The following is a 17,966-nucleotide window of genomic DNA, read 5'->3' on the forward strand; positions in this document are numbered from 1 at the left end:
CGGTACCTCGACAAAGTGGTGTGATGAGAGTTCCAAACTAGCCACTTCGTCGACTTCCCGCCGGGTGTGGCCACGCCCACACTCGGCCCATGGCCACCCTCGCACGCACGCTCCAGCAGCGGCACCTGTCGATGATCGCGATCGCCGGGGTGATCGGCGCCGGGCTGTTCGTCGGCTCCGGCGCGGCCATCGCCAAGGCCGGTCCCGGCGTGCTGGTCTCCTACGCGGTGGCCGGGCTGCTGGTCGTGCTGGTGATGCGGATGCTGGGCGAGCTGGCCGTGGCCAACCCGGAGACCGGCTCCTTCTCCAGCTACGCCGACCGCGCGATCGGCCGCTGGGCCGGGTTCTCCATCGGCTGGCTGTACTGGTGGTTCTGGGTGGTCACCGTCGGCATCGAGGCCACCGCGGGCGCGGCGATCGTGCACCGCTGGATACCTTCGATCCCGCAGTGGACCTGGGCGCTGGCGCTGATGGTGCTGCTCACCGCGACCAACCTGTTCTCGGTGCGCTCCTACGGCGAGTTCGAGTTCTGGTTCGCCTCCATCAAGGTCGCCGCGATCACGGTGTTCCTGCTGCTGGGCGTCGCCGCCATCGCGGGCACCCTGCCCGGGGTCACCGCGCCCGGCACGGACAACTTGGTCGGGCACGGCGGGTTCTTCCCGAACGGGGCCGCGCCGGTGTTCTCCGCGATGCTGGTGGTGGTGTTCTCCTTCTTCGGCGCGGAGATCGCCACCGTGGCGGCCGGTGAGTCGGCCGATCCGCAGCGGGCGGTGCGGCTCGCGGTGCGCTCGACGGTGTGGCGGATCCTGGTGTTCTACCTGGGTTCCATCGCCGTGGTGGTCACCCTGCTGCCCTACGACGACGCCAGCGTGGCCACCAGCCCGTACGTCGCGGTGCTGCAACGGATCGGGCTGCCCGCCGCGGCCACCGTGATGGACGTGGTGGTGCTGACCTCGGTGCTGTCCTGCCTCAACTCCGGCCTCTACACCGCCTCCCGGATGGCCTTCTCGCTCTCCGGCCGCGGCGACGCGCCGAGGTCCTGGCAGCGGCTGAGTGCCAGCGGCTCGCCGCGCACCGCGGTGCTGGTCTCCACCGTGTTCGGCTTCGGCACCGTGGTGCTCAACTACTTCGCGCCGCAGGACGTGTTCACCTTCCTGGTCAACTCCTCCGGCGCGATCGCGATCCTGGTCTGGCTGGTGATCGCGGTGTCGCACCTGCGGACCCGGCAGTCCCGCGCGGTGCTGACCTGGCTGAGCATCGTGGCCATGGTGGTGCTGCTGGTGGGCATGCTGTTCGACGCCGGCACCCGTCCGCAGCTGCTGGTCAGCCTCGGCGTCGCCGCCATCGTGCTGGTCGTTTCCCTTCTGCGCCAACGAAACCCGAGGAGCCTCCCGTCATGACCCGACAGGCCGGACCACCCCAGCAGCGCACGCTGGCCACCGCCCTGCCCGGACCCAGGTCCGCCGAACTGCTGGCGCGCAAGGAGAACGCGGTCGCCCCCGGCATCGGGGTGACCGTGCCGGCCTTCGCTGCCGAGGCCGGCGGCGGGGTGCTGGTGGACGTGGACGGCAACTCGCTGATCGACCTGGCCTCCGGCATCGCGGTGACCGGGGTGGGCAACGCGGACCCGGTGGTGGTCGCGGCGGTGGCCGAGCAGGCCGCCCGGTTCACCCACACCTGCGCGATGATCAACCCGTACGAGAGCTACGTCGAGGTGTGCGAGCGGCTCAACGAGCTGACCCCCGGCGAGTTCGACAAGCGCTCGGCGCTGTTCAACTCCGGCGCGGAGGCGGTGGAGAACGCGGTCAAGATCGCCCGCTACGCCACCGGCCGGTCCGCGGTGGTGGTCTTCGACCACGCCTACCACGGCCGCACCAACCTGACCATGGCGCTGACCGCGAAGAACATGCCGTACAAGCAGGGGTTCGGCCCGTTCGCGCCCGAGGTGTACCGGGTGCCGATGTCGTATCCGTTCCGCGACGGCCTCAGCGGCCCGGCGGCCGCGGCCAGGGCGATCGAGACGATCGAGGCCCAGGTCGGCGGCCGGAACGTGGCCGCGGTGCTGATCGAGCCGATCCAGGGCGAGGGCGGGTTCATCGTCCCCGCGCCGGGTTTCCTGCCCGCGCTCTCGGCCTGGTGCGCGGACTCCGGCGCGCTGTTCGTGGCCGATGAGATCCAGACCGGCTTCTGCCGCACCGGCGACTGGTTCGCCGTCGACCACGAGCAGGTGGTGCCCGACCTGGTCGCCACCGCCAAGGGCATCGCCGGCGGCCTGCCACTGGCCGCGGTCACCGGCCGCGCCGAGGTGATGTCCGCGGTGCACCCCGGCGGCCTCGGCGGCACCTACGGCGGCAACCCCCTGGCCTGCGCCGCCGCCCTGGCCACCATGGACCGGATGCGCGAGCTGGACCTGGCCGCCGCGGCCCGCCGGATCGAGGTCCTGGCAGGGACCCGGCTGCGCGCGCTGGCCGCCACCACCCCCACCATCGGCGAGGTCCGCGGCCGGGGCGCGATGCTGGCCATCGAGTTCGTCAGGGACGGCGGCGAGCCGGACGCGGCACTGGCCAAGCGGGTCACCGCGGACTGCCACGCGGCCGGGGTGATCGTGCTCACCTGCGGCACCTACGGCAACGTCATCCGGCTGCTGCCGCCGCTGGTGATCGGCGAGGACCTGCTCGCCGAAGGGCTGGACGTGCTGGAGACCGCGATCCGGGACGCGGGATAGCCGCCAGGCGCTGACCAGTCGCGAAAGAGGCGTGGCGCGCCAGCGACACGGCGGGCCTTTAACCCCGCGGTGGGGTTGATTTTTTCGCGTCGTGCGTTCGTGACCCCGGCACTCCGAAGCTTGCTTCGCGTGTGCCGGGGTCACGAACGCACGACATAAGGAGCGAAAAAATCCCGCGCGCGGAGCGCGCCAATAAAACACAGCACCGATCAGCGCGAGCGGGAATACTCCCCGTTCGTGCTGTTCACCCTGACAACCACCCACCAGCCAGCGACCGACCTCGGCTACTTGCTGCACAAGCATCCAGGCAAGGTGCAGACCTTCGAGGTCGCCGCGGGGACCGCGCACGTGTTCTACCCACAAGCGGAAGAACATCAGTGCACGGTCGGTCTGCTGCTGGAGCTCGACCCGATCGAGCTGGTGCGGCGGGGACGGGAGAACACCGCGTTCAGCCTGGGCCGCTACGTCAACGACCGGCCGTACGTGGCCTCCTCGATGCTCGCGGTGGCGCTGGGCAAGGTGTTCCGCACCGCGCTGGGCGGACGCTGCGAGTCCCACCCCGAACTGGCCGCCACGCCGATCCCACTGGCCATCCACCTGCCCGCGGTGCCCTGCCACGGACCGGCGGACCTGGTGACGCGGCTGTTCGAGCCGCTGGGCTGGACGGTGGACGCGCGGCCGATCCCGATGACCGGCTGGGGTGACTCGCCGTATGTGGACCTGCGGCTGACCGGCACGCTGCGGCTGGCCGAGGCGCTCAACCACCTCTACGTGCTGCTGCCGGTGCTGGACAACGCCAAGCACTACTGGGTCTCCGAGGACGAGGTGGAGAAGCTGCTGCGGGCCGGGGACACCTGGCTGGCCGAGCACCCGGAGCGGGACCTGGTGAGCCGCCGCTACCTGCGGCACCACCGGGGGCTGGTGACCGCCGCGCTGACCAGGCTGGCCGAGGCCGACGACACCGAGCCCGCGGAGCTGGACAACGCGTTGCAGGAGGCGGTGGTGCCCAGCGAGCCGCTCGCGGTGGCCCGCAGGCACGCGGTTGTGGCGCTGCTCAAGGAGATCGGCGCGCGGCAGGTGGTCGACCTGGGCTGCGGTGCTGGCGCGCTGCTGCGGGAGTTGTTGCGGGACTTGCACTTCACCCGGATCCTCGGGGTGGACGTCTCCGCGCGGGCGCTGGCCGATGCCGAGCGCGGGCTCCAGCTGGACCGGATGTCCGAGCACGTCGCGGACCGGCTCACCCTGCGCCAGTCCGCGCTGACCTATGTGGACGCTGAGCTGCGCGGCTTCGACGCGGCGGTGCTGATGGAGGTCGTCGAGCACGTGGACCCGCCGCGGCTGCCCGCGCTGGCCCGCGCGGTCTTCGGCGGCGCCACCCCCGGCGCGGTGCTGGTGACCACGCCGAACGTGGAGTACAACGTGCGCTTCCCCGGCCTGCCCGCCGGGCAGTTCCGGCACCCGGACCACCGCTTCGAGTGGACCCGCGCCGAGTTCCGGGCCTGGGCCGGGGAAGTCGCCCAGCGCTACGGATATGCCGTGGAGTTCCGGCCGGTCGGACCCGATGACCCCGAAGTCGGACCGCCCACCCAGCTCGCTCTTTTTCGCCGCACGGAGGTCGCCCGATGACCGCACTGTCCATTCCGGACAAGTCGCTGGTGCTGCTCGTCGGCGTCTCCGGCTCCGGCAAGTCCAGCTTCGCCGCCAAGCACTTCAGGCCGACCCAGGTGCTCTCCAGCGACTTCTTCCGCGGCCTGGTCAGCGATGACGAGAACAACCAGGAGGCCACCGCGGCGGCCTTCGACGCGCTCCAGTACGTGGCGGGCAAACGACTGGCCGCCGGGCTGCTCACCGTGGTGGACGCGACCAACGTGCAGCAGACCTCGCGCGCCTCGCTGATCGCGCTGGCCAAACAGCACCACGTGCTGCCAGTGGCGATCGTGCTGGACGTGCCGGAGTCGGTGTGCGTGCAGCGCAACGCGGCCCGCCAGGACCGCCAGTTCGGCGCGGAGGTGATCGCCCGGCAGAAGTCGCAGCTGCGCCGCTCGCAGAAACACCTGACACGCGAGGGCCTGCGCAAGGTGCACACCCTGCACGGCCAGGAGGAGATCGACGCGGCCACCATCGTGGTGGAGCCGCTGATCAACGACCGCACCGGGCTGACCGGGCCGTTCGACGTGATCGGCGATGTGCACGGCTGCCGGGGCGAGCTGGAGTCGCTGCTCACCGAGCTGGGCTGGGACCTGGAGTGGGAGAACGAGAAAGCGGTCGGCGCCAGCCACCCGGAGGGCCGGACCGCGGTGTTCGTCGGCGACCTGGTCGACCGCGGCCCGGACACCCCCGGCGTGCTGCGGCTGGTGATGAACATGGTCGAGGCGGGCACCGCGATCTGCGTGTGCGGCAACCACGAGCAGAAGCTGCACCGGGCGCTGACCGGCCGCAAGGTCACCGTCTCGCACGGGCTCGCCGAGTCCCTCGACCAGCTGGCCGGGCAGCCCGAGGAGTTCCGGCAGCGGGTGGCGGAGTTCTGCTACGGCCTGGTCTCGCACTACCTGCTCGACGGCGGCAACCTGGTCATCGCGCACGCCGGGCTGCCGGAACGCTTCCACGGCCGCGCCTCCGGCCGGGTGCGCAGCTTCGCCCTCTACGGCGACACCACCGGCGAGACCGACGAGTACGGGCTGCCGGTGCGCTACCCGTGGGCCAACGACTACCGCGGCCGGGCCATGGTGCTCTACGGGCACACGCCCACGCCCGAGGTCGAGTGGATCAACAACACGATGTGCCTGGACACCGGCGCGGTGTTCGGCAACAAGCTGACCGCGCTGCGCTATCCGGAGCGCGAGGTGGTCTCGGTGCCCTCGGAGAAGGTCTGGTACGAGCCGACCAAGCCGCTCGTCCCGCCCGCGCCGCCGGAGCGCGAGGCCGGGCTGCTGGAGCTGGCCGACGTGGCGGGCAAGCGGGTGGTGGAGACCGGCGAGCTGCACGGGCGGGTCACGGTGACCGCCGAGCACGCCGCGGCCGCGCTGGAGGTGATGAGCCGGTTCGCGCTGGACCCGCGCTGGCTGCTGTACCTGCCGCCGACCATGGCCCCGGTGAACACCTCGGCCCTGCCGGAGCTGCTGGAGCACCCGGCCGAGGCCTTCGCCGCCTACCAGGCCGACGGGGTGCGCGAGCTGCTGTGCGAGGAGAAGCACATGGGCTCGCGCGCGGTGCTGCTGGTCTGCCGCGATGAGCAGACCGCGCTCAAGCGCTTCGGCGTGGCCGGGCCGGGCGTGGTGCACACCCGCACCGGGCGGGCGTTCTTCGCTGACGACCGCGGCGAACAGCTGCTCGCCCGGGTCAGCGCGGCGGTCACCGCGGCCGGGCTGTGGGCCGAGCTGGACACCGACTGGCTGCTGCTGGACGCCGAGCTGCTGCCGTGGAGCGCCAAGGCAGGCGGGCTGATCCGCGAGCAGTACGCCGCGGTCGGCGCGGCCGCCACCGCCGCGCTGCCGGTGGCCGCGGACGTGTTGCGGCAGGCCGCCGGACGCGGGCTGGACGTGGCGGAGCTGTTGGCGCGCACCGAGTCCCGGCTGGCCAACGCCACCGCGTTCGAGGCGGTGCACCAGCGCTACTGCTGGCCGACCGAGGACCTGGACGGCATCCGGCTGGCCCCGTTCCAGCTGCTCGCCTCGCAGGGCCGCAACCACGCGCGCACCGCGCACGCCTGGCACCTGGCGCAGGCTGACAAGATGATCTCGGCGGCACCCGGACTGTTCACCGCCACCCGCACCATCGCGGTGGATACCGAGGACCCGGAGTCGGTGGCCAGGGCCGTCGCGTGGTGGGAGGAGCTCACCGCGGCCGGGGGCGAGGGCATGGTGGTCAAACCGGCGGCGAACCTGAGCCGGGGGAAGCGAGGACTGGTGCAGCCGGGTTTGAAGGTGCGTGGCCGGGAGTACCTGCGGCTGATCTACGGACCGGACTACACCGAGCAGGCCAACCTGAAGCGGGTGCGCCAGCGCAAGATCGCCGGCAAGCGGTCGATGGCGCTGCGCGAGTACGCCATCGGCATGGAGGGCCTGGACCGGCTGGCCGCGGGGGAACCGCTGTGGCGGGTGCACGAGTGCGTGTTCGCGGTGCTCGCGCTGGAGTCCGAGCCGGTGGACCCGCGGCTGTGATCGTCCTGGACCTGGTGCGGGAGCACACGATTCTGTCCACGGTGGTCGGCTCGCGGGCCTACGGGCTGGCCGGGCCGGACTCCGACCTGGACCGGCGCGGGGTCTACGTCGCGCCGACCGAGCTGTTCTGGGGCCTGATGAAGCCGCCGGACAGCGTGGAGGGCCCGGAGCCGGAGCGGCTGAGCTGGGAGGTCGAGCACTTCTGCCTGCTCGCGCTCAAGGCCAACCCGACCGTGCTGGACGTGCTGGCCTCCGGGCAGGTCGAGCGGTGCGGCACGGCGGGCGCGGAGCTGCGCGCGCTGCTGCCCGCGTTCCTGTCGCTGCGCGCGGTGAAGACCTTCCGCAAGGCCACCGAGCAGCAGTTCCTCCGCGCCCAGGCCTCGATGGCCGAGGGCGGGGACCCGAAGTGGAAGCAGATCATGCACGGGCTGCGGCTGTTGCTGGTCTGCGAGCACCTGGTGCGCACCGGCGAGCTGAGCATCGACGCCGCGCCGTTCCGGGACGAGCTGCTGGAGATCAAGTCCGGGGCCAGGGACTGGGAGTCGGTGCGCACCAGGGTGATCGGGGCGCAGGCCGACATCGAGCTGGCCGAGGCGAACAGCCCGCTGCCGCCGATGCCGGATCGGGCCGCGGTGGAACGCTGGCTGGTCTCGGTGCGTCGACGGTCCGTGGAAGGAGAGTTGACGTGAGCTTGCAAGACCTGGACACCGCCGTGCTGGCAGGTGTCGTCGCCGAACAGGACCGGCCGCTGGTGTTCGCCACCGTCTCCGGCGCGCACCTCTACGGCTTCCCGTCCCAGGACTCCGACGTCGACCTGCGCGGGGTGCACCTGCTGGCCACCAGCGAGCTGGCCGGGCTGCGCTACGGGCCGGAGACGGTGGAGCGGATCTGGCAGCACGAGGGGACCGAGCTGGACCTGGTCACCCACGACATCGCCAAGTTCGCCCGGCTGCTGCTGCGCCCCAACGGCTACGTCGCCGAGCAGCTGCTCTCGCCGCTGGTGGTGCACACCACACAGGCGCACCAAGAGCTGATCGCGCTCGCGCCGGGCTTCCTGACCAGCAGGCACGCCCACCACTACCGCGGTTTCGCCAAGACCCAGTGGCGGCTGTTCGAGCGCAACGGCGAGCTGAAACCGCTGCTCTACACCTTCCGCGCGCTGCTGAGCGGGGTGCACCTGATGCGCACCGGGTCGGTGCTGGCGCACCTGCCCACGCTGATCGAGGAGCAGGGCGGCCCGGCCTACCTGAAGGAGCTGATCGCGGCCAAGGTCGAGGGCGAGCACCGGCCGCTGGACTCGGTGCCGGGCGCGCCGGACGCGGAGACGCTGGCCGCGGACCTGCTCAGCTGGCTGGAGTGGCTGGACGTGGCGGAGAACGGCTCGGCGCTGCCGCAGGAACCCTCGGTGCACGAGGAGATGCACCAGCTGGTGCTGCGGCTGCGGCCTGCCTAGGAAGCGCCCGAGGTCGCCTCGGGTTTCTTGCTCTCCGGCCGCGCCGGCTCGGCGGACTCCGCCGCCGGGTCCGGTGTGGCCGGTGTCTCCTCGGCCGCCGGGGCGTCCTTGTCGAAGCTCTGCGGCAGCTTGCGTAGGTGCTTGTTCATCGAGCGCACCAGGAAGCCCACCGCGATGAAGAACAGGATCAGCAGGACCAGCCCGACCGGGCTGGACTTGCCGAAGTCCTCGCCGCGGCCGCCGGGCTCTTCCGGCTTCTTCGGCTGGGCCACCACGAGAGCGGTCGTCTCGTGGTGGCCAACCGTGTCGAGCAAAGTCATGTACGCACCTGGGTCAGGACGCCGGCGAACAGGTCGTCCTCCGGCAACGTGGTGTCGACCAGCGAGCGGGCCAACTCGTACTCCTCGGTGGGCCACACCTCCCGCTGGAGGTCCAGGGGAACCGCGAACCACCTGCTGGTCGGGTCGATCTGGGTGGCGTGCGCCTTCAGCGCCTCGTCCCGGATCTCAAAGTACTCCCCGCACTCCACCTGGGTCGTCACCCGCTCCATCACATCGGGCTTGTCGTTGTCCCAGTGCTTGAGCCACTCCTCGTACGGCGACTCCAGCCCGCGCGCGAGCAGGGTGTCGTGGAAGGTCAGCAGCTTCTTCCGGGAGAAGCCGTGCGAGTAGTACAGCTTCAGCGGCTGCCAGGGCTCACCGGCCTCCGGGAAGCGGTCCGGGTCGCCCGCGGCCTCGAACGCGGCCACCGAGACCTCGTGGCAGCGGATGTGGTCCGGGTGCGGGTAGCCGCCGTTCTCGTCGTAGGTGATCATCACGTGCGGCCGGAACTCGCGCACGATCTTGACCAGCTCCGCGGTGGACTCCTCCAGCGGCACCAGGGCGAAGCAGCCCTCGGGCAGCGGCGGCAGCGGGTCACCCTCCGGCAGGCCGGAGTCGACGTAGGGCAGCCAGCGGTGCTGGACCTTGAGGATCTCCGCGGCCCGTGCCATCTCCTCGCGGCGCACCGCGGCGAGGTTGTTCACCACTTCCGGCCGGTCCATCGCCGGGTTCAGGATGCTGCCACGTTCGCCCCCGGTGCAGGTCACGACCATGACCTCATGCCCGTCGGCCACCAGTTTCGCGGTGGTGGCGGCACCCTTGCTCGACTCGTCGTCGGGGTGGGCGTGCACCGTCATCAGGCGCAGCTTCTCTGCCATGGATGTTCCTGGTCCTCTCGTCAGCCCGGCGCGACCCCCAGTCGGCGCGGTCATGGATACTCAACGCGGGCGTTGCCGCCCATTGTTCCCTGCGGGTACGACAAAGACGGCCGGGAGGTCCGCGTCGATGGGTGAGCGTCCGCTGCCGGAGGGCCGCTACGGCCGGTCCTCCGATCGAAGGACACCCCAACGGGTGCGGATCGCACTGCTGGTGGCCGGCGTGCTGGTCGGCGGGGTGCTGGCTTTTGTCGGATACCGCAACCTCGGCACCACGCCGATCGAGGGCAAGCAGACCGCCTACGAGATCCTCGGGAACGACGCGGTGAAGATCAGCTTCGAGGTGGCCCGCGACCAGCCGGAACGACCCGCGGTGTGCATCGTGCGGGCCCGGTCCAAGGACGGCGACGAGGTCGGTCGGCGGGAGGTCCTGATCCCGCCCAGTGAGAGCACGTTGATCGAGTCCGCCGTGATCAAGACCTCACGTCCGGCGATCACCGGGGTCGTGTTCGGGTGCTCCTACCAGGTGCCGGAGTACTTGTCGAGCACCACGCGGCCAAGCGGGTGAACTGCACCTGCCAGCGGTCCTCGCCAGCCGTAATTTCCACCCGTTGAACACGTAACCGTGTTACCCTCGCCTGACAGCACGGCCCCGGTGTGGGCCGTGTTTTTCCGTTTCCTGGTGCAGCCTGCCAGGAGCGACCAGCCCACAGCCGTGGGCCTGGAGGAGACGAGGAGTGGTGACCGTGGCCGAGACCGTGACCTGGCTGACCCAGGATGCTTTCGACCGGCTCAAGCACGAGTTGGACGATCTCATTGCCAACCGCCCGGTCATCGCCGCGGAGATCAACGCCCGCCGTGAGGAGGGCGACCTCCGGGAGAACGGTGGCTACCACGCCGCCCGCGAGGAACAGGGCAAGCAGGAGGGGCGGATCCGTCAGCTCCAGGAGCTGTTGCGCCAGGCCAAGGTGGGCGAGGCGCCCACCGAGTCGGGCATCGCCCAGCCGGGCATGGTGGTCACCATCCGCTACGACGGCGATGACGAGAAGGAGACCTTCCTGCTCGCCACCCGCGAGGAGGGCTCGCACGGGGACCTCGAGGTCTACTCGCCGAGCTCCCCGCTGGGCGCGGCGCTGCTGGAGGCCAAGGTCGGCGAGACCCGTGAGTACGCCACGCCCAACGGCCGCACCATGAAGGTCACCCTGCTGGACGCGGTGCCGTACCAGAGCTGAGCGCACGCGAAACGGGCCCGGGAGCGCTTCCCGGGCCCGTTTCGCTGTCTCAGAGCAGCCAGAGCAGGCTGAGGTGGTTCACCCCGGCGTGCAGCGCGATGACCGCCCACAGGTTCCGGAACCGGCTCCACAGATAGCCCGCGACCAGCCCGAACGCCCCCTGGATGGCGATCACCGCGGCCAGCGCGTAACCGGCGTCGCCGAGCACCGGCAGCCGGGTGGGCAGGTGCATCAGCGCGAACAGCAGCGCACTGGCCAGGATGGCGGGCCAGCGGCCGAGCAGCAGCTCCAGCCGGGTCTGCAAGAGCCAGCGGTAGAAGACCTCCTCGCCGACGCTCGCGGTGAGGAAGACCAGCAGGACCCCGATCACCAGCCGCAGCGGGTCGCCGCGCTCCAGGCCCTCCGGCACCCCGAAGGTGCCGTGGTAGAGCAGCAGGAAGCCGGCCATCGCGGGCAGCGGCCCCAGCCAGCGCCACCGCGCGGGCGGCCGGGACACCGGCACCCGGATGCCGCCGGTGAGCGCCAGCGCGGTCAGCGGCAGCGCGAAGAACAGCACCAGCTTGGCCACCCAGCCCAGGCTCTGCGCCTGACCCAGCGCGACCAGCACGGCGAAAACCGCCGGGGTGATCAGCGACACACCCAGCAGCAGCCAGCTCTGGCGGGTCAGCCGGGCCCGATCGGGCGGCTCGACGCGCTCCAGCGGGATCGGCGAGACCCGGCGGGCCACGATCATCGCCACCGCCGCGGTCAGCGCGGTGCCCAGCACGGACACCCCGATCGCGCCCTCGGCGGCCACCGGCACCACCGGGTGCCCGCTCAGGATCAGCCACAGGGCGCAGCCGGCGAAGATCGCCCAGCCCGCCACCACCACGAGGCGCATCAGTCGACCGGGCACAGCCAGCTGACCGGCACGGTCACCGACTCCATGGTCGGCCTGCTCACCAGCGCCCCGGTCGCGGCGTCCACCAGCACCCCCTGGACCAGGTACGCCACGCCCGGTGGCAGGCCCATCCGCTGGGCCTGCTCCGGCGGCAGCGGCAGGCTGACGTTGTGCCGGTCGGCCACCCGCACGCCGGTCACCGCGGCCTGTTCACCGAGTACCGCGCCAGTGCCGGTGACGGTCAGCTCGAACTCGTCCGGGCCGCTGAACATCCAGGCCAGCGTGCCGTGGTTGTGGCGGGGCTGAACGCGGTAGGTCGCCCCGACCTCGACCTCGTGCGCATGCATGGATCAAGGATCGCACTACTCCGACCCGACCAACCGTTCCAGCAACGGGCGCACCCTGGGCGGCACCGGGGTGGACAGCGCGATCGAGGTGGAGGTGCGCTGCACGCCCTCCACGTCCACCACCTCGTCGATCACCCGCTGCAGGTCGTCGTTGTCCCTGGCCACCATGCGCACCAGCAGGTCGCCCTGGCCGGTGGTGGCGTGCACCTCGCACACCTCGTCGATCGCGGCCAGGTGCGCGGTCACCTCGCCGCGGTGCCCCTGGGCGATCTCCAGCACGGCGAAGGCGGTCAGGCCGTAGCCCATCGCGGCCAGGTCCAGCGCGGGCGGGAAGCCGCCGAGCACGCCCCGGCGCACCAGCCGGTCCAGCCGGGCCTGCACGGTGCCGCGGGCCACGCCCAGCCGCCGGGAGCACTCCAGCACGCCCAGCCTCGGCTCGTCGGTGAGCAACAGCAGCAGCTTGGCATCCAGCGCGTCCAGCGCCTCGTCGTCGGTGGGAAGCAGGTCACACCTCCTGGTCAGTCTGCTCAACCTGATCGAGTAATCGGCAGTGGTACTGAGCATTTTGCCCAGTGGATTTCCTGAGTCTTGCACATCTTGTCACGCGACCTCATGCTGCGGTTACCGAATTGACCTGCGGGGCACTGGAGGAAACGTGACCGAGACGATCAGCCACGGCCCGGACAAGACCATCGACGACGTGAGCTTCGACCAGCTCCGCCAGCTCGTCGGCCTGGTCGACTACGACGAGAGCCGCGACCCGTTCCCGGTGAAGTCGATGGACGCGGTGGTCTTCGTGGTCGGCAACGCGACCCAGACCGCGCTGTTCTACCAGTGGGCGTTCGGCATGGAGCAGATCGCCTACTCCGGCCCGGAGACCGGCAACCGGGACCACAAGTCCTACGTGCTCAAGTCCGGCTCGGCCCGCTTCGTGATCACCGGCGGGGTCCGCCCGGACAGCCCGCTGCTGGACCACCACCGCGCGCACGGCGACGGGGTCACCGACCTCGCGCTGGAGGTCGCCGACGTGGACAAGTGCGTCGAGTGGGCGCGGCAGCAGGGCGCGACCGTGCTGGACGAGCCGCACGACGTCTCCGACGAGCACGGCACCGTGCGGATGGCCGCGATCGCCGCCTACGGCCAGACCCGGCACACCCTGATCGACCGCACCCGCTACTCCGGCGTCTACCTGCCCGGCTACCAGCCGAAGAAGGGCGCCTACGTCAAGCCCGAGGGCGCGCCCAAGCGGATCTTCCAGGCGGTGGACCACTGCGTGGGCAACGTCGAGCTGGGCCGGATGGACTACTGGGTCGAGTTCTACAACCGGGTCATGGGCTTTGTGAACATGGCCGAGTTCATCGGCGACGACATCGCCACCGACTACTCCGCGCTGATGAGCAAGGTGGTGGCCAACGGCAACCACCGGGTCAAGTTCCCGCTCAACGAGCCCGCGGTGGCCGCGCGCAAGTCCCAGATCGACGAGTACCTGGAGTTCTACGGCGGCCCCGGCGTGCAGCACATCGCGCTGGCCACCAACGACATCCTGACCACCGTCGACCACATGCGGGCCGCGGGCGTGGAGTTCCTGGAGACCCCGGACTCCTACTACGACGACCCCGAGCTGCGGGCCAGGATCGGCAACGTGCGGGTGCCGATCGAGGAGCTGAAGAAGCGCAAGATCCTGGTCGACCGGGACGAGGACGGCTACCTGCTGCAGATCTTCACCAAGCCGACCGGCGACCGGCCCACGGTGTTCTTCGAGATGATCGAGCGGCACGGCTCGCTCGGCTTCGGCAAGGGCAACTTCAAGGCGCTGTTCGAGGCCATCGAGCGCGAGCAGGAGCGCCGCGGCAACCTGTGACGGGTTGAACCAGCGCGCCGGGCGGGCCGTTCACCGGGTAGTGATCCGGGGAACGGCCCGCCCGGTTTCGCGGGGTTCGGTAGGCTGGCACCAGTCTTGGCCTGGAGGTGGCGGATGGCACGTGTGCGCAGCAGTGGCGCGTTGCCGCTGGCGGTCGCGCTCAGCACCGCCGCGCTGCTGACCGGGGCCGCGGTGTTCACCGTGGTGCGGGTCAGCTGCCACGACCCCGGCCAGTACGTCCAGCACAACGGCATCGTCGAGCTGATCGGCGGCTGTGTGGAGCAGGACGACCTGCCGGTGGGCCCGAAGCAGCCCGAACCGGCCAAGCCGGAGCAGCAGTCCCCGCCCGGCGTGTGATCACCGCCGCGGCACAGCTGCCCGCACCTGGTGCAGGTGGATGAGCACGTCGTAGGAGCGCGCGAGCGCGACGGCGTGGTTCTCCTGGGGGAAGACGGTGCCGATGCCGCGAGTGGGCCGGGCCTCTGCCAGCCAGGCACGGGCGGCGGGCGGCGCGGTCCGCAGGTCCAGGTAGAAGTCCCGGTGCCGGACCCGGTCCAGGGTGTGCTCGTTCATGCCGGGCTCGGCCGCGCCCACGCTGAACTTGCGCCAGGCGTCGCCGAGCGCGCCGTCGGTGGACAGGAACGAGCCCCGGTCGAAGGTGAAGCCGATCGGCAGGTAGCCGGCGCCCAGCTCATCGCGCAGGAAGGCGCCCTGCGACTTGGGGTAGGCCGCCGGGTTGTCCGCGACGTAGGCGAGGTGGCTGTTGTGCGCCGAGACCAGCACCTTGTGCCCGGTCCGCCGCTGCCACCAGAGCACGTTGCGCGCCATCACCTCGTCCCGGAAGCGCTGGTACTGGGCCATCCCCGCCGGGTCGCCGAGGTCAAGGGTGAGGAAGTGCGCGGTCTCGGCGATGGAGCGGGCGTTCTGCACCGCCAGCTCGAACTCCGGGCCGCGGCGGGGCAGCCCGCTGATCCGGTCCAGCGCCTGCCGGGCCCGCTCGGCCTGCCGCCTGCGCTCCTCCACCGGCTTGCGCAGGTAGGCGAAGACGTCCTCCAGCGGGCGCAGGCCGGTGTAGTACTCGCCGAGCTCGGGCAGGTACCCGGTCACCCGGTCGAAGAACTCGTCGCCGACCCTGGGCGCGCCGAGGTCGTCGCCGACGAAGTGCACGGTGTGGCCGGGGTTGCGGCGGTTGTGCTCGCGCATCCACGCGAGGAGGCTGACGAACTCCTCGCGATCCCACGGCGACCCGCCCAGCGTCTCCTTGACCACGGCCCTGGCCTCGCCCTTGCCGGTCTGCAGGAACTCGTTGATCTTGAGTCCGGCCGGCCAGCTCAGCTCCAGCGCGAAGGCCCGGAAACCCTTCTCCCGCACCAGGTACTGGAAGACCCGCTGCTTCATGGCGAAGAACTCGTGCGAGCCGTGGGTGGCCTCGCCCAGGCCGACCACGGAGGCCTCGCCGATCATCCGGCCCAGCGCGCGCAGGTCGGCGGTGCCGCGACCGGGTTCGGTGCCGCGCAACGGGTGCGCAGCCTGTTCCAGCGCCCGGACCGGGTCCCGCTGGGACGGGCTCGCCTGGGCCGCGACGGGAGCGAGCAGGGCTCCCGTCGCGACCACGGCGGTGGCGAGCAGGGCCCGCCTGGTGAGGTGCGTTCGCTGACTTGCCATGGCTGTAGATCCTGATCAGCGCGCGCACGCCGCACACTGGTGCGCGCTGCCGGGATCATCCGGGGGCAGGCCCCACCCCCGGCGGCTCAGCCCAGGGCTTGCAGCAGGTCGGCGACCAGGTCCGCGCCGTCCTCGATGCCCACCGACACCCGCACCAGGTCCGAGGGGACCTGCAGCAGCGAGCCCGCGGTGCTGGCGTGCGTCATCTTGCCGGGGTGCTCGATCAGCGACTCCACCCCGCCCAGGGACTCGGCCAGGGTGAACAGCCGGGTCTTGGCGCACACGTCCAGCGCGGCCTGCTCGCCACCGGTGACGGTGAAGGAGACCATGCCGCCGAAGCGGCGCATCTGCTTGGCCGCCACGTGGTGGCCGGGGTGGTCGCTCAGGCCCGGGTAGAGCACCGCGCCGACCTTGGGGTGGTCGAGCAGGGCCTGGGTGACCAGCTCGGCGTTGTCGCTGTGCTTCTCCATCCGGACCGCGAGGGTCTTCAGCCCGCGCAGGGTCAGCCAGGCGTCGAACGGGCCGGGCACCGCGCCCGCGCCGTTCTGGATGAAGGCGAACTTCTCGGCCAGCTCGTCGTCGTCGGTGACCAGCGCGCCGCCGACCACGTCGGAGTGGCCGCCGATGTACTTGGTGGTGGAGTGCAGCACCACGTCCGCGCCGAACTCCAGCGGGTTCTGCAGGTACGGCGAGGCGAAGGTGTTGTCCACCACCAGCTTCGCGCCCGCGGTCTGCGCCAGGCTGGCCAGCGCGGCGATGTCGGCGATGTTGAGCAGCGGGTTGGTGGGCGTCTCCACCCAGATCACCTTGGTGCTGGGCCGGATCGCCGCGCGCACCGCGTCCACGTCGGACAGCGGGACGGGGGTGTGCTCGATGCCCCACTGGGAGAGCACCTTGTCCACCAGGCGGAAGGTGCCGCCGTAGGCGTCGTCCGGGATGACCAGGTGGTCGCCGGGGCGCAGCACCGAGCGGAGCACCGCGTCGGTGGCGGACATGCCGGAGGCGAACGCCCGCGCGTGCCTGCCGCCCTCCAGCGAGGCCAGGCAGGTCTCCAGCGCGGTCCGGGTGGGGTTCCCGGTGCGGGAGTACTCATAGCCGCCGCGCAGCCCGCCGACGCCGTCCTGGGCGTAGGTGGAGGTGGCGTGGATCGGCACGATGACCGACCCGGTGGTCGGGTCGGGTTCCTGGCCGGCGTGAATGGCCCTGGTCGCGAAGCCGTCGTTCATGGAGCCGAGCCTACGTGCTCGGTAAACGATCAGCCCCCGGCCTTGTCGGGCCGGGGGCTGAAGTTTCGCTTACAGCTTGCGCGGTGGCTCAGTAGCCGGGGTAGCCGCCGCCACCCTGGCCGTAGGGCTGCTGCGGGTAGCCGCCCTGCTGCGGGCGCTGCGCCTGCTTGAGCTTCATGCCCGCCGTGGTCGACGGCAGCCACCAGAGCACCAGGATGGTGGCCCAGAACAGCAGCGGCAGGATGCCCAGGATCCCGACGATGCCGATGCTGCCGAGCGAGGCGAGGCCACCGAGCAAGCCGAGGCCGGCCAGCACGGTGATGGTGATCCGGGCCCAGTTGGCGCCCTGCGAACCGGCCAGGAAGGCCAGCACACCGACACCGGCGGCGATCAGCATGCCGATGATGACGGGCACGTAGAGCCCGGCGGTGGCGTAGCGCGAGGGGATGTTCGCCAGGCTGATCAGGCTGAAGATGTTCAGGATCAGCACCAGACCGGTGATGCCGATCGTGGTCCACATGGCCGCCGGGAGCGTGTTGCCGCCGCCACCGGACTTGCCGTAGGGCTGCGCGCCGTAGCCCTGCTGCTGGCCACCCCAGCCCTGCTGCTGGCCGTAGCCCTGCTGCGGCTGCTGGCCCCACTGCTGCTGGCCGGGCTGCTGCTGGGCCTGCTGGCCCCACTGCTGCTGCGGCTGCGGGCCGGTGCCCGGCTGCTGCCCCCACTGCTGCTGGGGCTGGCCGCCGGTCTGCGGGTAACCGGGCTGGGCCTGCGGCTGCTGGCCCCACTGCTGCTGGCCCGGCTGCTGCTGCTGGGGCTGCTGCCCCCACTGCTGCTGCGGCTGCGCCTGCGGCCCGGTGGGCTGCTGGCCGCCCTGCTGGGCGAAGGACGGCGGGGTGTACTGCGGTGTCACCGGTGGCTGCTGGCCGGGCGGCACCACCTGGGTGGCATCCGGCGCCGGTGCGGCCGGGGTGGCACCCGGCTGGACCACCTGGGTGGCCTCCGGGTTGGCGGGCGCCGCGGGCTGCTGCCCCGCAGAAGAGCCCAGCGCCGAGGAGATCACCTGGGTGGTGTCGGCGTGCGGCGTGTGCGTGGTCGTCGGCAGACCCTGCGCCGGAGATGGCGTCGGGTCGGCCGCGCCACTCTGCGGATCAGCCTGCGGCTGCCCACCCTGGCCCTGGTACGGCTGCTGGGGCGGCTGCGGAGCGCTCATCGGGTTCCTTAC

At 71.3% G+C, this 17,966-nt stretch carries 18 protein-coding genes; 10 read left to right on the forward strand and 8 right to left on the reverse strand.

The genetic code is table 11. The features are described 5' to 3' along the window. Positions 1 to 89 precede the first annotated feature (89 nt). The 6 genes from M8C13_RS14970 to M8C13_RS14995 all read left to right on the forward strand — a co-directional run bounded on the left by M8C13_RS14970 (position 90) and on the right by M8C13_RS14995 (position 8,338). On the forward strand, positions 90 to 1,400 hold the full coding sequence (locus M8C13_RS14970) for an amino acid permease (protein WP_252481182.1): 1,311 nt from the start codon (positions 90 to 92) through the stop codon (positions 1,398 to 1,400). Next, entirely contained in the window at positions 1,397 to 2,725 is a 1,329-nt protein-coding gene (gabT, locus tag M8C13_RS14975) for a 4-aminobutyrate--2-oxoglutarate transaminase (protein ID WP_252481183.1), read from the forward strand. The genes M8C13_RS14970 and gabT overlap by 4 nt, the downstream gene beginning before the upstream one ends. Positions 2,726 to 2,962: 237 nt before the next feature. Beyond that, positions 2,963 to 4,351, forward strand: coding sequence for a 3' terminal RNA ribose 2'-O-methyltransferase Hen1 (locus tag M8C13_RS14980; RefSeq protein ID WP_252481184.1), 1,389 nt, complete (start codon positions 2,963 to 2,965; stop codon positions 4,349 to 4,351). Next, positions 4,348 to 6,885: a polynucleotide kinase-phosphatase gene (locus M8C13_RS14985; protein WP_252481185.1), complete on the forward strand. Its 2,538-nt coding sequence runs from the start codon at positions 4,348 to 4,350 to the stop codon at positions 6,883 to 6,885. Before M8C13_RS14980 ends, M8C13_RS14985 begins: the two co-directional genes overlap by 4 nt. Then, positions 6,882 to 7,574 (forward strand): DNA polymerase beta superfamily protein, encoded by a 693-nt coding sequence (locus M8C13_RS14990; protein WP_252481186.1) that lies wholly within the window; start codon positions 6,882 to 6,884, stop codon positions 7,572 to 7,574. The genes M8C13_RS14985 and M8C13_RS14990 overlap by 4 nt, the downstream gene beginning before the upstream one ends. Next, entirely contained in the window at positions 7,571 to 8,338 is a 768-nt protein-coding gene (locus M8C13_RS14995) for a DNA polymerase beta superfamily protein (RefSeq protein ID WP_252481187.1), read from the forward strand. The genes M8C13_RS14990 and M8C13_RS14995 overlap by 4 nt, the downstream gene beginning before the upstream one ends. On the opposite strand, the gene M8C13_RS15000 is transcribed toward M8C13_RS14995, so the two are convergent. Next, positions 8,335 to 8,658, reverse strand: a complete 324-nt coding sequence (locus M8C13_RS15000; RefSeq protein ID WP_252481188.1) for a hypothetical protein — start codon at positions 8,656 to 8,658, stop codon at positions 8,335 to 8,337. The genes M8C13_RS14995 and M8C13_RS15000 overlap by 4 nt on opposite strands. Continuing rightward, positions 8,655 to 9,536, reverse strand: a complete 882-nt coding sequence (gene mca, locus M8C13_RS15005; RefSeq protein WP_252481189.1) for a mycothiol conjugate amidase Mca — start codon at positions 9,534 to 9,536, stop codon at positions 8,655 to 8,657. The genes M8C13_RS15000 and mca overlap by 4 nt, the downstream gene beginning before the upstream one ends. Before the next feature lie 127 nt (positions 9,537 to 9,663). Here mca and M8C13_RS15010 point away from each other — a divergent pair, with 127 nt between their 5' ends. Then, a complete protein-coding gene (locus M8C13_RS15010) occupies positions 9,664 to 10,101 on the forward strand; it encodes a DUF4307 domain-containing protein (protein WP_252481190.1) in 438 nt (145 codons plus the stop codon). A gap of 178 nt (positions 10,102 to 10,279) precedes the next feature. Continuing rightward, entirely contained in the window at positions 10,280 to 10,765 is a 486-nt protein-coding gene (greA, locus tag M8C13_RS15015) for a transcription elongation factor GreA (RefSeq protein ID WP_374213078.1), read from the forward strand. Between the two features lie 49 nt (positions 10,766 to 10,814). On the opposite strand, the gene M8C13_RS15020 is transcribed toward greA, so the two are convergent. The 3 genes from M8C13_RS15020 to M8C13_RS15030 are packed head-to-tail and all read right to left on the reverse strand — an operon-like array spanning position 10,815 to position 12,556. Beyond that, positions 10,815 to 11,645 carry a CPBP family intramembrane glutamic endopeptidase gene (locus M8C13_RS15020; protein WP_252481192.1) on the reverse strand — a complete coding sequence of 277 codons (831 nt, stop codon included), beginning with the start codon at positions 11,643 to 11,645 and terminating at the stop codon, positions 10,815 to 10,817. Then, complete coding sequence (locus M8C13_RS15025) at positions 11,645 to 11,992, reverse strand: hypothetical protein (protein ID WP_252481193.1); 348 nt, start codon at positions 11,990 to 11,992, stop codon at positions 11,645 to 11,647. The genes M8C13_RS15020 and M8C13_RS15025 overlap by 1 nt, the downstream gene beginning before the upstream one ends. Positions 11,993 to 12,007: 15 nt before the next feature. Then, positions 12,008 to 12,556, reverse strand: a complete 549-nt coding sequence (locus M8C13_RS15030; RefSeq protein WP_252481194.1) for an Lrp/AsnC family transcriptional regulator — start codon at positions 12,554 to 12,556, stop codon at positions 12,008 to 12,010. Positions 12,557 to 12,692: 136 nt separating this feature from the next. On the opposite strand from M8C13_RS15030, the gene hppD reads away from it, so the two are divergent. Both hppD and M8C13_RS15040 read left to right on the forward strand, forming a co-directional pair. Beyond that, the gene (hppD, locus tag M8C13_RS15035) at positions 12,693 to 13,853 is read left to right on the forward strand and encodes a 4-hydroxyphenylpyruvate dioxygenase (RefSeq protein ID WP_252481301.1); all 1,161 of its coding nucleotides are present in this window, start codon (positions 12,693 to 12,695) and stop codon (positions 13,851 to 13,853) included. Between the two features lie 114 nt (positions 13,854 to 13,967). After that, positions 13,968 to 14,210, forward strand: coding sequence for a hypothetical protein (locus M8C13_RS15040; RefSeq protein WP_252481195.1), 243 nt, complete (start codon positions 13,968 to 13,970; stop codon positions 14,208 to 14,210). On the opposite strand, the gene M8C13_RS15045 is transcribed toward M8C13_RS15040, so the two are convergent. From M8C13_RS15045 to M8C13_RS15055, 3 genes are all read right to left on the reverse strand, one after another. Then, on the reverse strand, positions 14,211 to 15,518 hold the full coding sequence (locus M8C13_RS15045) for an erythromycin esterase family protein (RefSeq protein ID WP_252481196.1): 1,308 nt from the start codon (positions 15,516 to 15,518) through the stop codon (positions 14,211 to 14,213). 86 nt (positions 15,519 to 15,604) lie between these two features. After that, entirely contained in the window at positions 15,605 to 16,744 is a 1,140-nt protein-coding gene (locus M8C13_RS15050) for a cystathionine gamma-synthase (protein WP_252481197.1), read from the reverse strand. Between the two features lie 88 nt (positions 16,745 to 16,832). Continuing rightward, positions 16,833 to 17,954: a hypothetical protein gene (locus tag M8C13_RS15055; RefSeq protein WP_252481198.1), complete on the reverse strand. Its 1,122-nt coding sequence runs from the start codon at positions 17,952 to 17,954 to the stop codon at positions 16,833 to 16,835. Positions 17,955 to 17,966: the final 12 nt, after the last annotated feature.

It is taken from the genome of Crossiella sp. SN42, assembly GCF_023897065.1.
Classification (GTDB): Bacteria; Actinomycetota; Actinomycetes; order Mycobacteriales; family Pseudonocardiaceae; genus Crossiella.

What these genes read in the sequence shown, in the direction of transcription:
- M8C13_RS14970 (WP_252481182.1), top strand. Translation starts at nt 90, where the DNA reads ATGGCCACCCTCGCACGCACGCTCCAGCAGCGGCACCTGTCGATGATC.
- gabT (WP_252481183.1), top strand. Translation starts at nt 1,397, where the DNA reads ATGACCCGACAGGCCGGACCACCCCAGCAGCGCACGCTGGCCACCGCC.
- M8C13_RS14985 (WP_252481185.1), top strand. Translation starts at nt 4,348, where the DNA reads ATGACCGCACTGTCCATTCCGGACAAGTCGCTGGTGCTGCTCGTCGGC.
- M8C13_RS15000 (WP_252481188.1), bottom strand. Translation starts at nt 8,658, where the DNA reads ATGACTTTGCTCGACACGGTTGGCCACCACGAGACGACCGCTCTCGTG.
- mca (WP_252481189.1), bottom strand. Translation starts at nt 9,536, where the DNA reads ATGGCAGAGAAGCTGCGCCTGATGACGGTGCACGCCCACCCCGACGAC.
- M8C13_RS15010 (WP_252481190.1), top strand. Translation starts at nt 9,664, where the DNA reads ATGGGTGAGCGTCCGCTGCCGGAGGGCCGCTACGGCCGGTCCTCCGAT.
- M8C13_RS15020 (WP_252481192.1), bottom strand. Translation starts at nt 11,645, where the DNA reads ATGCGCCTCGTGGTGGTGGCGGGCTGGGCGATCTTCGCCGGCTGCGCC.
- M8C13_RS15025 (WP_252481193.1), bottom strand. Translation starts at nt 11,992, where the DNA reads ATGCATGCGCACGAGGTCGAGGTCGGGGCGACCTACCGCGTTCAGCCC.
- M8C13_RS15030 (WP_252481194.1), bottom strand. Translation starts at nt 12,556, where the DNA reads ATGCTCAGTACCACTGCCGATTACTCGATCAGGTTGAGCAGACTGACC.
- M8C13_RS15040 (WP_252481195.1), top strand. Translation starts at nt 13,968, where the DNA reads ATGGCACGTGTGCGCAGCAGTGGCGCGTTGCCGCTGGCGGTCGCGCTC.
- M8C13_RS15045 (WP_252481196.1), bottom strand. Translation starts at nt 15,518, where the DNA reads ATGGCAAGTCAGCGAACGCACCTCACCAGGCGGGCCCTGCTCGCCACC.
- M8C13_RS15050 (WP_252481197.1), bottom strand. Translation starts at nt 16,744, where the DNA reads ATGAACGACGGCTTCGCGACCAGGGCCATTCACGCCGGCCAGGAACCC.
- M8C13_RS15055 (WP_252481198.1), bottom strand. Translation starts at nt 17,954, where the DNA reads ATGAGCGCTCCGCAGCCGCCCCAGCAGCCGTACCAGGGCCAGGGTGGG.